Raw genomic sequence first — 14,416 nt, 5'->3', positions numbered from 1 at the left:
CGTCAAAAAACGTCGTCCCGCGTTGCAGCGGGACGATGTGGTGATGAGCAGAGGGGTGAATTCTACCGCTTTCAGGCGCACTTCAGGCATATGAATGCGCGCATGCGCCGCCGGGCGCAAGGGCGCGACATCGCAGGCACGCCAGCCGCTACAGCTCCAGCACGATGCGCTTGCCCTGGGCGCGGGAGCAGCAAGCCATCATGCGGGTGCCGGCCTCGCGTTCGGCGCGGGTCAGCACCACGTCGCGGTGATCGACCGCGCCGCCCAGCACGCGCACCTCGCAGGAGCCGCAGAGACCTTCCTCGCAATCGCTCTGCACGTCGATGTTGGCGCTGCGCAGCGCGCTCAGCAGCGTCTGGTCGGCAGGCACTTGCACGACGATGCCGGAGTCCTTCAGCTCGGCCTCGAAGGTATGTTCCTTGGACGGGTCCAGGGTGGCGAGCGTGGAATGGAAGTGCTCCACGCGCAGGCTGTCCTCGGGCCAGGCGGCGCAGGCGGCTTGCAGGGCATCCAGCATGCGCTCGGGGCCGCAGGCGTAGATCTGGACGCCGGCCTCGGGACGGGACAGCAGGGCGGCGAAGTCGTTGCGGCTGCCTTCCTCGCTGATATGCAGATGCAGGCGCGCGCCATGCAGCTGCAGCAGTTCGTCCAGCATGGCCATGCAGGCGCGCGAGCGTCCGCTGTAGTGCAGTTCGTAATCCAGGCCCAGCTCGCGCGCGCGGCGCGCCATGGCGCTGATGGGCGTGATGCCGATGCCGCCGGCGATGAGGATCAGACGTTTGGCGCTTTCGTCCATGCGGAAATGGTTGCGCGGGCCGCGTGCGCGCACGATGCTGCCCGCGCGCAGGTGCTGGTGGATCCAGGCGGAACCGCCGCGGCCTGCCGTTTCCTTGAGCACGGCGATCTCCAATGCATTCGCGGCGGCCGGATCGCCGCAGAGCGAGTATTGGCGCGACAGGCCCGTGTCGCCGCATTCGACGTCGATGTGCGAGCCGGGCGTCCAGCGCGGCAGCGGCTTGCCGTCAGGCGATTCGAGCCTGATGCGCGCAATGCCGTCGGCCGCGGCCGTGACCTGCGTCACCACCAGCTTGCGGCTGATCGCGTGGGTCGAGGGCTCGCCGATGCGCACCGGCTGCACCTGATCCAGCAGGGCGGCGTCGCGGCGTTCGGGGTTGTCGGCCGGGTTCCATTCCACCCACAGATGCTCGGGGCCGCGGAACGAGGTGTTCGGCACGTAGGTGAACTGCTGTTCGGCCAGGCGCATATGCGGCAGGCGGCGGGTCAGTTCTTCCAGGAAGATCTGCATCTCCATGCGCGCCAGGTTCTTGCCCATGCACTGGTGCGCGCCATAGCCGAAGGTCAGCTGGTCGCTGGCGTTGTCGCGGCGGATGTCGAAGAAGTCGGCGTCGGCGAAATGGCGCTCGTCGTGGTTGGCCGACGAGGACACGATCAGCAGCTTGGCGCCCGCGGGAATCGCCACGCCGGCGATCTCGGTGTCGCGCGTGGCCAGGCGGCGCCAGGCCGCGACCGAGCCGTTGTGGCGCAGGCATTCCTCGACCGCGTTGGGCAGCAGGCCGGGGTCCTCGCACAGTTCGCGCCAGGCGTCAGGATGCTGCAGCAGCAGCTTGATGGCGTTGGCCGAGGCGTTGGCGGTGGTCTCATGCGCCGCGACGATGCCGGCCATCATCATCGAATGCAGGTACGAGTCGGTGACGACTTCGGGATGGTCCTTCTGCTTGCGGATGCCGTACTGCATCCAGCCCGGGGCATCGGGATCCTGGCGCATCTTGTCCAGAATCTTGCCCGCCAGTTGCCAGAAATTACCTACCGCATGCGCCACCGCCACCTGTTCTTCCGGCTTGGGCCGGCCCCAGGTATTGACGGTGTGGGCGATGGAGTACTGGCGCAGCAGATCCATGTCCTCCTCGGGCACGCCCAGGAAGTGCAGGGCGACGGTCAAGGGCACTTCCCACAGCATCTGGTCGACCAGGTCGGCGCGGCCGTCGTTGATGAAACGGTCCACATACTCGCGCGTCAGGCGCCGCACCATGGGTTCGTGGTGCTTGAGTTCGTCCGGCGTGAACGGATCCATCAGCACGCGGCGGCGCGGCATGTGGGCCGGTTCGTCCTCGTTGACCAGGGTGCGGTTCATCGCGTAGCCGTAGCTGGCCAGCACTGCGTTGGCCTCGGGGCCGGTCGGCGTGATCTTTTCCAGCGCGATGGAGGGGCTGTAGGTGTGGTTGTCGCGGAACACGGCCTTGATGTCGTCGTAGCGCGTGACCACCCAATAGCCCAGCTTGGGGCTGTAGAACACGGGTTCCTGTTCGCGCGCCCAGCGCACGTACTCGGGCGGGTCCTGTTGGTAGCCGTCGCCGAACGGATCGAATTCCGCGGCGCGCGGGCTGACCGGACAGCCTTGGGCACGCGCCAGCGCGGCATGGTCGATGGGACAGCCGCCGGTACTGGCGGGCGCGGGGGTTGCAGGGGTGGTTGGGTGGCCCATGTCGTCGCTCCGGATTACAATTGCGTAAATCATATACGCATTGCGTAATTATTCAATTGGGGTAATCTCCGGGCTGCATCCGCAGCCGCCTGGCAGCCCCCAACCCGCGTCCATGACCCAGACTCCCGCAACTTCGTCCGTCCCCGCCCAGACTACCGACGCGCCCCGGCCGCGCGAACGGCGCCAGCGCGTGCAGGCCGCTGAAACCGGCATGGCGGTGCTGAAGGGCTTGGGCCGGCTGGGCGGCCGTGCCAGCCTCACGCTGCTGGCCGCGCAGGTGGACGAAAGCCCCGCCAAAGTGCACCGCTACCTGGTCAGCCTGATGGAAGAGGGCCTGGTGGCGCAGGATGCCGCCACTCAACAGTACTACCTGGGACTGGAAGCGATGCTGCTGGGCCTGGCCGCGCTGCGCCAGGCCGATCCCATCCGCCTGGCGGAGCCCAGCCTGGTGCGCCTGCGCGAAGGCCTGGAAGTGACCTGCTTCATCGCGGTCATGGGCAACAAGGGGCCGACCATCGTGCGCTTTGAAGAACCGGGCCTGCCGGTGACGGTCAACGTGCGCATGGGCTCGGTGCTGTCCATGCTGTGGTCCGCCACCGGGCGGGTGTTCCTGGCCTTGCAGGACGATGCGCGGGTGCGGGCACTGGCCGAGGCCGAACTGGCTCGTGCGCCCGCCGACATGCGGGCGTTGCTGGACGCCCCCGACCCCATCGGCCGCCTGCGCCGCCAGGTGCTGGCCGAGGGCTGCGCCACGGTGCGCGACACCAATCTAAAGGGCATCAGCGCGGTGTCGGCGCCGCTCCTGGACCACAACGGCCGCCCCTGCGCCGCGCTGACTGCGCTGGGCGCGACGGGCGGATTCGACGCCTCGGCGGACGGCCCGATCGCGCAGGCGGTACGGCGCGAGGCCGAAGCCGCCAGCGTGCTGCTGGGATATCAGGCGCCTGGGGTCGGCGCGGTCTGAATCGCGCCTGCCGGCAAGCCGCGCAGCCACGCAACCGCCGCCTGCACCACGGGCATGCCGGCCGTGTTGCGGTTGACCACGGCGCCGATGGCGCCGAAGTTGGCGTCCAGCCGTAGCGGCAGTACGGTAACGCTGCCTTGCCGCTCGCAGTAGCGCGCAATCGCCTGGGGCAAGGCAGCCAGGCGATCGTCCTGGGCCAGCAGGGCCAGGGTGGCCAGCAGCGAATTGGACTGGATACTGGAAACTGGTGCGTGCGCGCCGGCATGCACGAAAGCCTCGTCCAGACGCTCGCGCATCATGGTGGCTTCCAGCGGCAGCACCCAGGGCCAGCGCGCCAGTTCGGCGGCCGCGAGCGCCTCGCTTGCCGCCAGCGGATGGCCGGGGCGCGCCACCACCAGGATAGGTTCTTCGTGCAGGCGGATCACCTCGCAGTCCGCGGGCAGCAGGCGGCTGCCCAGGCGGCCCAGCACGATGTCCAGCTCGTCGCGCGCCAGCTTGTCCATGAGTTCGCCGAGCGCGCCTTCCACCAGTTTCACTTCGAGCCGCGGCGACAGCCCCAGCAGATGGGCGATCAGTTGCGGCGCCAGATGGGGCGCGGCCGAGGGCAGGGTGCCCAGGCGCAGCAGGCTGGCGCCGCGTTCTTCGGCGGCCCGCAGTTCGGCCGCCACGCGCTGGGCTGCGCCCAGGCTGTGGCGGGCGTGGCGGATCATAACCATTCCGGCATTTGTCGGCAGGGTGCCCCGGGTCCCGCGCTCGAATAGCGCGTAGCCCACCTGTTCCTCCAGCTGCGCCAGCGCCTTGGAGGCGGCGGGCTGGGACATATGCAGGCGTTCGGCCGCGCGGCCCAGGTGGCGTTCGTCGTCCAGTGCGACCAGCAGTTCGGCATGACGTCGCTTGAGGTGGGTGCCGGCGCGGTCAGGCATGGGCGATACATATTCAAATGGTTATGAATCGTTCAGTTTATTTCATTTCACGCCGACACCGGGCGCTAGGCATACTTGCCGCTCTACGAAAGACAGGCGTTGCCCAGGCTGGGCCGGGAAGGACGCCGGGATGGAGACGATTCATGAAGAAGTTCTGGATGGCCCTGGCCGCGAGCTGGGCCTGTGGCATTGCGAGTGCGGCGGCGGCTGCGGATACCTACCCGGCGCGGCCGGTGCAGATCGTGGTGCCGTTCTCGCCCGGCGGTGCGGTGGACGTGCTGGCGCGCCAACTGGCGCAGCGCCTGGAGCCGCGCGGCTACACGCTGGTAGTGGAGAACAAGCCGGGCGCGGGCGGCAACATCGCCGCGTCCATGGTGGCGCGCGCCGCGCCCGACGGCTATACGCTGCTGATGGGCACCACCAACACGCACGGCATTAACAGCGCGCTGTATTCCAGCCTGCCGTACGACCCGGTGCGCGATTTCGCGCCGGTCGGCCTGGTGGCGGACAACGTGGTGGTGCTGCTGGCCAATGCCGAGTTTCCAGCGTCGACGCTGGCGGATGCCGTCAAACTGATCAAGGCCAATCCCGGCAAGTACACCTATGGCTCGCCCGGCCTGGGCACGGTGCACCAGCTGGCAATGGAGCAGTTGAAGCACGCCGCCGGCCTGGACGTGGTGCACGCGCCTTATAAGGGCGCCGCGCCAGCGATGGCCGATCTGGTCGCGGGCCACGTGCCGCTGATGATAGGCGGCATCGCGCCGGCCATTCCGTTCCTCGCATCCGGCAAGGTCAAGGTGCTGGGCGTGGCCAATACTGAAAAGTATGCAGCGCTGCCCGATGTGCCGCTGTTCTCGGACGTGGCCGCCGGAGTCGCCGTGCGGTCGTGGATCGGCCTGTTCGCGCCCGCCGGCACGCCGCCCGCAGTGGTGAAGAAACTGAACGCGGACCTGGAGGCGGTACTGACCGACAGCGCATTCGCGCAGGCCTTGCAGCCGCTGGGCATGGTGCCGATCTACATGACGCCCGATGCCTTCGGCGACATGGTCAAGCGCGACATGCCGGCCTGGCGTTCCGCCGTGGAGATGTCGGGAGCGAAGCAATGACGTCCGCTGCGAAGCCCGTCAACTTCCTGCTGTTCATAACCGACCAGCACCGCGCCGACCATTTGGGGTCCTATGGCAACCGCGTGGTCCACACGCCCAACCTGGACCGTCTGGCCGAGTCGGGTTGGCGCGCCGACAACATGCACGTGGCCACGCCCATCTGCATGCCGAACCGCGCCAGTTTGATGACCGGCCGCTATCCGTCCGCGCACGGCGCGCGCCACAACGGCATCGCGCTGTCGCTGCGCAGCCGCACCTTCGTCGAGGCCATGCGCGAAGCCGGCTACGGCACGTCGCTGGTCGGCAAGGTGCACCTGCAGAACATGACGGACATACCTCCATCGTGGCCGGTGCGCGCCGAAGACAGATTGCCGCGCGAGGCGGTCGAGCCTGACGCCGGCCGGTACGACCAGGAGCAGCGCAAGCTGTGGCTCGAACGCCCCGACCACGATCTGAGCTATCCGTATTACGGCTTCGAGCAGGTAGACCTGGTCGACGATCATAGCGACGACGTGCACGGCCATTACCGGCATTGGCTGCGGCGCGAGCATCCCGAGGTCGAGGCGCTGATCGGCCCGGCTCACGCCATTCCCGCGCCGGAATACGAGCTGACGCGCATCCGCCAGGCCTGGCGCACGCGCGTGCCAGAAGAACTCTATCCCACTGCCTACATCGCCGACCGCGGCATCGAGGCGCTGCGCGGCTATGCGGCTTCCGGGCAGCCATTCTTCCTGCAATGCTCGTTTCCGGATCCGCACCATCCTTTCACGCCGCCGGGGCGGTTCTGGGACCTGCACAAGCCCGAGGACATGGAGCTGCCCGCGTCGTTCCACGGCCAGGGTACGCCGCCGCCGCACGTGGCCTGGCTGCGCGCGCAGCGCGACGCGGGCACGGCCGTCAAGCACACGCCCGCGATCTTTTCCTGCAACGAGCGCGAGGCTCGCGAAGCGCTGGCGCTGAACTATGGGTCGATCGCCAACATCGACAACCAGATCGGCCGCGTGCTGGCCGAACTCGACGCGCTGGGGCTGGCCGACAATACAGTGGTGATCTTCACCAGCGACCATGGGGATTACCTGGGCGACCATCAGTTGATGCTGAAGGGGCCCATCCATTACCGCGGCCTGACCCGCGTGCCGTTCATCTGGCGCGACCCTGCCGCGGCGCGAACGGCGGGCGCGGCCAGCGACGCCTTGCTCAGCACCATCGACGTCGCGCCCACGGTGCTGGCGCGCGCTGGCGTGCAGCCCTATAACGGCATCCAGGGGCGCGACATGGCAGGCCTCATCGGAGGAAGCGAGGCTGCCGTGCGCGACGCGCTGATGATCGAGGAAGAAGGGCAGCGCGTGATACTGGGCTTCAACAGCCGCATCCGCTGCCGCACGCTGCTGGCCGACGGATTTCGCGTCACGGTCTACGACGGCGCGCGCTGGGGCGAGCTCTATGACCTGAATCAGGACCCGCACGAGCTGCGCAACCTGTGGGAAGACCCCGCGCATGCCGCCGACCGCGCGCGGCTGCTGGAACGGCTGGCCTACGGCATGCTGGAACACATCGACACCAGCCCCTATCCCAGCGCGCTGGCGTGAGGTGGCGCGGGCAGGCCGCCCGCGCCCGGCTTCAAGCGGCCTTGGCGGCCAGCTTGGTCTTGTAGAGCCAGTCCTTGTAGTCGTCCAGGTCGCCGTCAAACGGGCTGACTTCGCCGTCGGCCACGATGATGAATTCATCGGTGGTGGCGCGCAGCAGATGGCGGTCGTGCGACACCAGCATCAGCGTGCCTTCGAACTGCGCCAGCGCGGTGGTCAGCGCTTCGCGGGTTTCCAGGTCCAGGTGGTTGGTGGGCTCGTCCAGCAGCAGCAGATTGGGACGCTGCCACACGATCAGGGCCAGCGCCAGCCGCGCCTTTTCGCCGCCGGAGAACGGCGCGATGGAGCTGGTGGCCATGTTGCCGTTGAAGTTGAAGCTGCCCAGGAAGTTGCGCAGCTCCTGCTCGCGCACGGTCGGCGCGATCTTCGTCATGTGCCATAGCGGCGATTCGTCATGGCGCAGCATCTCCACCTGGTGCTGGGCGAAGTAGCCGATGGACAGCCCCTTGTTGAACTGCGCTTCGCCGGCCAGCGTTGCAAGTTCGCCCGCGATGGTCTTGATGAAGGTGGACTTGCCCGCGCCGTTGATGCCCAACAGGCCGATGCGCTGTCCCGCCTGCAGCGAAAAATTGATGCCCGACACAATGATCTTGTCGGACTCGACTTCCGTTTCCTCGTCCGCGACGCGATACCCGGCGCTGACCGCGTCCATGGTCAGGAGCGGGTTGGGCGCGCGCAAGGGCTCGCGGAATTCGAACGAGAACTCGGCGGCCGCGCGCAGCGGCGCCACTTCCTCCATGCGGGCCAGCGCCTTGATACGGCTCTGCGCCTGGCGCGCCTTGCTGGCCTGGGCCTTGAAGCGGTCGATGAAGGATTGCAGGTGCGAGCGTTGGCGCATCTGCTTTTCCAGCATGCCTTGCGCCAGCTCCAGCTGCGCGGCGCGCTGGCGCTCGAAGGACGAATAGTTGCCCGAATAGCGCTTGAGCTTGCGCTCGTCGATATGGACGATGACGTTGACCACGCCGTCCAGGAAGTCGCGGTCATGCGAGATGACGATGAGCGTGCCCGGATAGCGCTTGAGCCAGTCTTCCAGCCAGATGATGGCGTCCAGATCCAGGTGGTTGGTGGGCTCGTCCAGCAGCAGCAGGTCGGACGGGCACATCAGCGCCTGCGCCAGGTTCAGGCGCATGCGCCAGCCGCCGGAAAAGCTCGTCAACGGCAGGTGCATCTGCGCCTGCGTGAAGCCCAGGCCAGTCAGCAGCTGTTCGGCGCGCGAATGCACGGTGTACGCGTCGGCGTCGGCCAGCGCGGCGTAGATGTCGGCCATGCGCAGGCCGTTCTCCGTGCTTTCCGGTTCGGCTTCCAGCTGCGCCAGTTCCGCCTCCAGCTTGCGCAGCGTCACGTCGCCGTCGATGGCGTATTCGATGGCCGGGCGGTCGAGCGCGGGCGTTTCCTGCGCCACATAGGCCATGCGCCAGCTGGCCGGATAGTCCAGGTCGCCCTGGTCCGCGTGCAGCGTGCCGCGCAAGAGACCGAACAGGCTGGACTTGCCGGCGCCGTTGGCGCCGATCAGGCCGATCTTGTCGCCGGGGTTGAGCAGCAGGTCGACCTTGTCGAGCAAGGGCTTGACGCCGCGCATGAGGGAAACTTGTTGGAAGCGGATCATGGATGGTGCAACAGGGGACGCGGCAGGATTCCCGCCGGCCAGGCGCAATGAAAAATAATCGGGGAAGTAGGGCGCTCAGGCGGCGCGGCGGGCGGACGGAACGGGCGTTCGTTCCGCGTCAAAGGCCGGTATTGTACCGGGCTTGGCGCGCGATGCCGTCAATCAGCGTGAGGCGTACCGGCTGTCGAGCACCCGGCGCAGGCGAACCGCGTCGCCGAAGCGCGAGCCGTTGATGCCCTGCGCGTTGAGCAGCACCATGGCCAGGTTGCGCTTGCCGACCTTGACCGCCATCACCAGGCAATCGCCGGCTTCGCGGGTGGTGCCGGTCTTGGACACGAGGATGTCCCATTGCGGGCGGCCCACCAGGATGTTGGTGTTGCGGAAGGTCTGGCCGGCGGCCTGGTAGCTGGTCTCGCCGGTGTATTGCCGCAAGAGCGGCTGCGCGGAAATCGCCTGCAGCAACTTGACCAGATCCTTGGCCGAAGACTGGTTTTCGTTGGACAGGCCGCTGGGTTCGGCGAAGCTGGAGTCGGTCATGCCCAGCGCGCGGGCTTCGGCGTTCATTGCCGCGACGAAGGCGGCGGTGCCGCCGGTATAGGTGCGGCCCAGGGCCTGCGCGGCGCTGTTCTCGGACGGGACCAGCGCCAGGCGCAGCAGATCGGCGCGGCTCAGCTTGGTGCCGGCGGTCAGGCGCGAAGGCAGCTCGCTGGTGGAGCGGGTGTCGCTGGCGTCGATGGTGATGAGTTCGTCCATGGGCAGGCCGGCCTTGACCAGCGTCAGCGCCGCCATGAGCTTGGTGATGGAGGCGATGGGCCGCACGGCGTCCTCGTTGCGCGCGAACAGGACTTCGGAGGTGTCCATGTCCTGCACCAGGATCGTGCTGGATTTGAGCTTGCCGATTTCCTTGGCCGGGTCGCGCGTGACCAGCGAGGCGTTGACGGCCGCGTCCGGGTCCAGCGGGTCGGGCTGCGCGCCCCAGCGCTGCACTGCTATGCGCTTGCCATAGCCATGCAGGCACATCGGCAGGGAAGGCTGGGAATTGCAGGGATGGAAATTGGCGGCCTGGGCCCGCGCCGGCGCCGGCAAGCCCGCCGCCGTGGCGGCCCACAACGCCGCCACGCAGAATGAGATCGACATTTGCCGCAAGATCAACGTCACGACCGCTCCCCGATACGCCGATCACGCGCCTGGCCCGGCGTTACCGACAATATGCATTTGAAAGCCGATATTACTGCTGCCGCCGCTGTTGTCACCAGGCTTGTGCGATGGCCTCGGCCAGCGCCAGCACGCGTTCCGCTTCGCGCGCATGCAGGTTTTCCACCAGCGCGCCGTCGACCACGGCCACGCCCAGGCCGGCGGCCTGCGCGGCGCGCCAGGCGTCCAGGCGCTTGCGCGCGGCGGCAAGTTCTTCCGCCGAGGGCGCGAAGGCGGCGTTGGCTGCCGCTATCTGCCTGGGATGGATGAGCGTCTTGCCATCGAAGCCCTGGTCGCGTCCCTGTTTGCAGGCGGCCTCCAGGCCCGTGTCGTCGTGCAGGTCCAGATGCACGCCGTCCAGCGCCGCCAGGCCGTGGGCCCGCGCCGCCATCACCGCCATCGAGCGCGCCAGCAAGGTTTCTTCGCGTGACGGCGTGTGGCGCGCGTGCAGATCCTTCACCAGGTCCGAGGTGCCCACGACGATGGCCGCCAGCCGCGCGTGGCCGGAAGCGATGGCGTCCAGACGCAGAAATCCCAAAGGCGTTTCGGCCATGGCCCACAAGGGCAGGCTGGCTGGCGCGCCCGCCGCGTCCAGCGCCCGCGCGAGCGCGTCGAGCTCGGCGGCGGACTGCACCTTGGGCAGCAGCACGGCGTCCGCGCCCGCCTGGGCGATGGCCCTGACGTCGTCCAGGCCCCAGGCCGTGTCCAGCGCATTGATACGTACCACGCATTCGCGGCGCCCATAGCCGCCGGCGCGCAAGGCCGCGGCGACTTGCTCGCGGGCTTGTGCCTTGGCGTCCGGCGCGACGGCATCCTCCAGGTCGAGGATCAGGACGTCGGCGTCCAGGCTGCGCGCCTTGTCCAGTGCGCGCGGGTTGGCGCCAGGCATATAGAGTACGGAACGGCGAGGGCGGATAGGTAGCGTCATGAGGCGGTTTCAGTTCTTGGTATTGCCGACGATCTGCACAGGCGTGGTGCACACATAGCCCACGCCGTACACCGTGCGTATGCCCATGTCGCCGCCGGCCTGCGCGCGCAGCTTGCGGCGCAGGCGGTGCATGTGGGCGTCCAGCCGGTGCGTGTCGTAGGCCTCCACGCTGGCGCCCAGCGCCTCGATCAGGCGTGCGCGCGACAGGGGTAGCGGCGCGGCCTGGATCAGCGCGCCGATCAGCCGGCTTTCGGTATCGGTGATGTCCACGCAGACCTGCTTGGGCGATACCAGCATGCGCCGCGACGGATCGAAACGCCAGGCATCCGATTCCGCGGCGTCGGCTTCGCCCGCCGGCACCACCCGCAGTCGGCGCGACAGCGACACCAGCGTGGCGCCAAGCTCGGCCAGATTGACGGGCTTGGTCAGGTAGTGGTCCGCGCCCAGACTCAGGCCCGAGACCTTGTCTTCGCTCAAGAGGCGGCCGGTGAGCATGATGATGCCCATCGACGGGAAGGAGGTCCGCAGGTGCGAGACGCGGGTCAGCGCATCGCCGTCGGGCAGCATGGCGTCCAGCACCAGGATGCCTGGCGTCACGGTGAGCAGCAGTTGGTCCAGCTCCGCGAGGGAACCGGCGGTGAGGATGCTGCGGCCCAGGCCCAGATCCTCGATGTATTCAGCGATGGTGTCGCGCCAGTCTCCGTGGTCGTCGACGATGATGATGGTCACGGCGAATCCGGCGTCAGCGGTTGCGCGCAGGGACCTTCGAATGCAAACACGCTATCCGCTCCTTGTATGTGGGTCTTCTTGTATAGGGGGAGTCCGCGAGCGCGATATTTTTCGTATCGCGCGCTTGCGGAGAATATCATCATCGCCCCTGCGGCGCCGCGTCAAGAATCAAGGATGGCAGCCGCGCGCCGCCCATTCTTTTAGTGGTCAAAAAATGAGCAGCCCGTTGCGCATCGGTCGAACGGCCATCAGCCGTGGGTTCGAGGCTTTTTTATCCACAGAAATTGTGGATAAGGCCGGCCCTGTGGATACTGTGCTTTTTATGTAGGCAGGTGTTCGACGGCAACGCCCGGCGGTACCTTGCGCATGCGGTCGCGCTCGATGCGGGGCGGGGCGAAGCGGGTCTTGCGGGCAGCGGCGTTCTGCAGCAGCACGGACAGCACCGCGCCCTTGTCCTGTATCCACTGGTTTTTGCCACGCAGCAATTTCATCGCGTTCTCGGCCGTGCCGAGGCGATAGGTCATCGAGTTGATCTGGACCGAGGTCTTGCCATTGAAAAGGGACGCGTCCTGTTCGGTGATTGCCGCGGCGTCCAGATTGCTGCTGTCGTGATCGATGCGATAGACGAACTTCAGGCTGCTGTGCGGATCCTGCACCACCACGAGTTTGTCGGACCCCGATATGTCGGAGAGCATGCCGAGCACCAGCGACTCGACCAGCTGGTTGCCGCGCTGTTCCTCGGTGTAGATGTATATCGTGTGGCGCGCGGGCGCGGCGTAGGTCTGTTGCATAACTGGCTTCAATAGTGCGGGGCAGGCCTCGCGGCCCGGACAAGCTGCGAAATGAGCGGGAGGCGCGCGCTAACCGGCGCGGCGCATGCGCATCAGCAAGCGCGCTTTGACGGCCGGCCAGTCCTCGTCGAGGATCGCGAAGTAGACCATGTCGCGCGCGCGCCCCGATTGCGCGATCAGGTGCTTGCGGAACACGCCTTCCTCCACGCCGCCGATCCGCAGGATGGCCTGGCGCGATTGCATATTGCTCAGTTCAGTCTTGAATACAACCCGCATGATACCAATTGTTTCAAAGGCGTGCTGCAACAACAAGAACTTGGCCTCGGTATTGGCGCCGGAACGCTGGCTTGCTGGCGTGAGCCATGTGCCGCCGATCTCCAGGCGTTTGTGCGCCAGCGCGATGTCCATGTAGCGGGTCGCGCCGATGATCTGATCGTTGTCCTGCCGCACGATGACGAATGGCAGGCAGTTGCCGTCGCGTTGGCCAGCCAGCGCACGGTCGACATAGCGCTGCATATCGTCCAGCGTCTGCACGGGCTCGGGTTGCAGACGCCACAGTTCGGGGTGCAGGCCCACCTGCGCAAGCGGCGCGGCATGGCTGGCGGTCAGCGGTTCCAGGCGTACGACCTCGCCGGCGAGCGTGACGGGTTGCAGGCGGGGGCTGGTCATGACGTATTCCTCGATTGGAGCGTGGGCGCGGAGGGCAGGGCGTGCAGCCGGGGATTCTACGCGCGCGCGCCCTTGCCGAACACCGCACGCAAGCGCAGAATGCGCCGCATGAAAACAGACGCCTTGGTCCTGGGTGCGGGCATCGTCGGGGTGAGCACCGCCCTGCATCTGGCGGCGCGCGGCCGTTCAGTGGTGCTGCTGGACCGGCGCGGCCCTGGCGAGGAAACCAGCTATGGCAACGCGGGCCTGATCGAACGGGCCAGCGTGATTCCCTATGCCTTCCCGCGCGACTGGCGCAGCCTGTGGCGCTATGCCAGGAACAACACGCCTGACGTGAGCTATCACCCGCGCTTTTTGCCGCGCATCGCGCCATGGCTGCTGCGTTACTGGTGGCATTCGGCGCCGTCGCGGCTGGCGCGCGCGGCCGAGGCCATGCTGCCGTTGATCGAGCGCTGCGTCGCCGAACATGACGCGCTCAAGGACGAGGCCGGCATCTCCCACCTGTTCCGGCGCAGCGGCTGGATCGATGGCATGCGCAGCGAGGCCGGCCTGGCCCGGGCCGTGGCCGAGGCCCAAGCGCTCGCGCCTTACGGGCTGAACCACCGCGTGCTGGACCGCAAGGCGCTGGCGGCGCTGGAACCTTCGCTGTCGCGCATGGCGGGCGCGGTGCACTGGCTGGATCCGGTCAATGTGTCGGACCCGGGCGCGGTGACGCGCGGCTACGCGGCCTTGTTCGAGCGGCGCGGCGGCGTGCTGGCGCGCGGCGACGCGCGCAGCCTCAAGCCGTCAGGCAAGGGTTGGCAGGTGCAGGGAGAACAAGGGCCGATCGAGGCCCGCGACGTGGTGGTGGCGCTGGGCCCGTGGTCGCCGGACGTCCTGCGCCCGCTGGGCTATCGCATCCCCATGGCGGTCAAGCGCGGCTATCACCAGCATTACGCGTTGGAAGAGGGGGCGACCTTGTCGCACCCGGTGGCGGATATCGAAAGCGGTTTCGTCGTGACGCCCATGACCCTGGGTGTGCGCCTGACCACGGGCGCGGAATTCGCGGCGCGCGATGCGCCGCCTTCACCGATCCAGATCGAGCGCACGCGGACGCTGGCGCGGCAACTGCTGCCGCTGGGCGGGGCCGTGGAGCGCGAACCGTGGATGGGTTGCCGGCCTTGCATGCCGGACATGCGGCCGGTCATCGGACCGGCGCCGCGCCATCCCGGCTTGTGGCTGGCGTTCGGCCATGCGCATCATGGCTTCACGCTGGGTCCGGTGACGGGCAAGCTGCTGGCAAGCATGATCACCGGCCAGGCGCCGGACATGGATCCGGCGCCTTACCGCGTCGGCCGCTGAGGCCGTACGCGGCAAG

General features: G+C 67.7%; 12 protein-coding genes. 4 read left to right on the top strand and 8 right to left on the bottom strand.

Features of this window, described 5'->3' with window-relative positions:
- Window positions 1-148: 148 nt before the first annotated feature.
- Window positions 149-2,503, bottom strand: a complete 2,355-nt coding sequence (locus tag IB257_RS03950) for a cytochrome P450/oxidoreductase (protein WP_192491900.1) — start codon at window positions 2,501-2,503, stop codon at window positions 149-151.
- A 112-nt stretch (window positions 2,504-2,615) separates the two neighbouring features.
- On the opposite strand from IB257_RS03950, the gene IB257_RS03945 reads away from it, so the two are divergent.
- Window positions 2,616-3,467, top strand: coding sequence for an IclR family transcriptional regulator (locus IB257_RS03945; RefSeq protein ID WP_192491899.1), 852 nt, complete (start codon window positions 2,616-2,618; stop codon window positions 3,465-3,467).
- Here IB257_RS03945 and IB257_RS03940 read toward each other — a convergent pair.
- Window positions 3,440-4,390: a LysR substrate-binding domain-containing protein gene (locus IB257_RS03940; protein ID WP_192491898.1), complete on the bottom strand. Its 951-nt coding sequence runs from the start codon at window positions 4,388-4,390 to the stop codon at window positions 3,440-3,442. The two genes, IB257_RS03945 and IB257_RS03940, sit on opposite strands and share 28 nt — an antisense overlap.
- A 143-nt stretch (window positions 4,391-4,533) precedes the next feature.
- On the opposite strand from IB257_RS03940, the gene IB257_RS03935 reads away from it, so the two are divergent.
- Window positions 4,534-5,496 (top strand): tripartite tricarboxylate transporter substrate binding protein, encoded by a 963-nt coding sequence (locus IB257_RS03935; protein ID WP_192352158.1) that lies wholly within the window; start codon window positions 4,534-4,536, stop codon window positions 5,494-5,496.
- Window positions 5,493-7,085, top strand: a complete 1,593-nt coding sequence (locus IB257_RS03930) for a sulfatase (protein ID WP_192491897.1) — start codon at window positions 5,493-5,495, stop codon at window positions 7,083-7,085. The genes IB257_RS03935 and IB257_RS03930 overlap by 4 nt, the downstream gene beginning before the upstream one ends.
- A gap of 31 nt (window positions 7,086-7,116) precedes the next feature.
- Here the strand turns inward: IB257_RS03930 and IB257_RS03925 are convergent, their stop codons facing one another.
- From IB257_RS03925 to IB257_RS03900, 6 genes are all read right to left on the bottom strand, one after another.
- Window positions 7,117-8,748, bottom strand: a complete 1,632-nt coding sequence (locus IB257_RS03925; RefSeq protein ID WP_119451554.1) for an ATP-binding cassette domain-containing protein — start codon at window positions 8,746-8,748, stop codon at window positions 7,117-7,119.
- A 162-nt stretch (window positions 8,749-8,910) separates the two neighbouring features.
- Window positions 8,911-9,906 (bottom strand): serine hydrolase, encoded by a 996-nt coding sequence (locus IB257_RS03920; RefSeq protein WP_082400980.1) that lies wholly within the window; start codon window positions 9,904-9,906, stop codon window positions 8,911-8,913.
- A gap of 91 nt (window positions 9,907-9,997) precedes the next feature.
- The gene (locus tag IB257_RS03915; RefSeq protein ID WP_175160505.1) at window positions 9,998-10,870 is read right to left on the bottom strand and encodes a CoA ester lyase; all 873 of its coding nucleotides are present in this window, start codon (window positions 10,868-10,870) and stop codon (window positions 9,998-10,000) included.
- Window positions 10,871-10,879: 9 nt separating this feature from the next.
- Window positions 10,880-11,599 carry a response regulator transcription factor gene (locus IB257_RS03910; RefSeq protein ID WP_054454219.1) on the bottom strand — a complete coding sequence of 240 codons (720 nt, stop codon included), beginning with the start codon at window positions 11,597-11,599 and terminating at the stop codon, window positions 10,880-10,882.
- Window positions 11,600-11,919: 320 nt separating this feature from the next.
- On the bottom strand, window positions 11,920-12,390 hold the full coding sequence (locus tag IB257_RS03905; protein ID WP_054454221.1) for a hypothetical protein: 471 nt from the start codon (window positions 12,388-12,390) through the stop codon (window positions 11,920-11,922).
- Between the two features lie 69 nt (window positions 12,391-12,459).
- Entirely contained in the window at window positions 12,460-13,059 is a 600-nt protein-coding gene (locus tag IB257_RS03900) for a GNAT family N-acetyltransferase (protein ID WP_054454224.1), read from the bottom strand.
- A 108-nt stretch (window positions 13,060-13,167) separates the two neighbouring features.
- Between IB257_RS03900 and IB257_RS03895 the strand changes: the two genes are divergently transcribed.
- Window positions 13,168-14,400 carry an FAD-binding oxidoreductase gene (locus tag IB257_RS03895; RefSeq protein WP_192491896.1) on the top strand — a complete coding sequence of 411 codons (1,233 nt, stop codon included), beginning with the start codon at window positions 13,168-13,170 and terminating at the stop codon, window positions 14,398-14,400.
- Window positions 14,401-14,416 lie beyond the last annotated feature (16 nt).

It is taken from the genome of Achromobacter sp. ACM03 (assembly GCF_014851665.1).
GTDB classification, from domain to species: domain Bacteria; phylum Pseudomonadota; class Gammaproteobacteria; order Burkholderiales; family Burkholderiaceae_B; genus Achromobacter; species Achromobacter aegrifaciens.
This window is presented reverse-complemented; position numbering and strand designations above follow the sequence as displayed.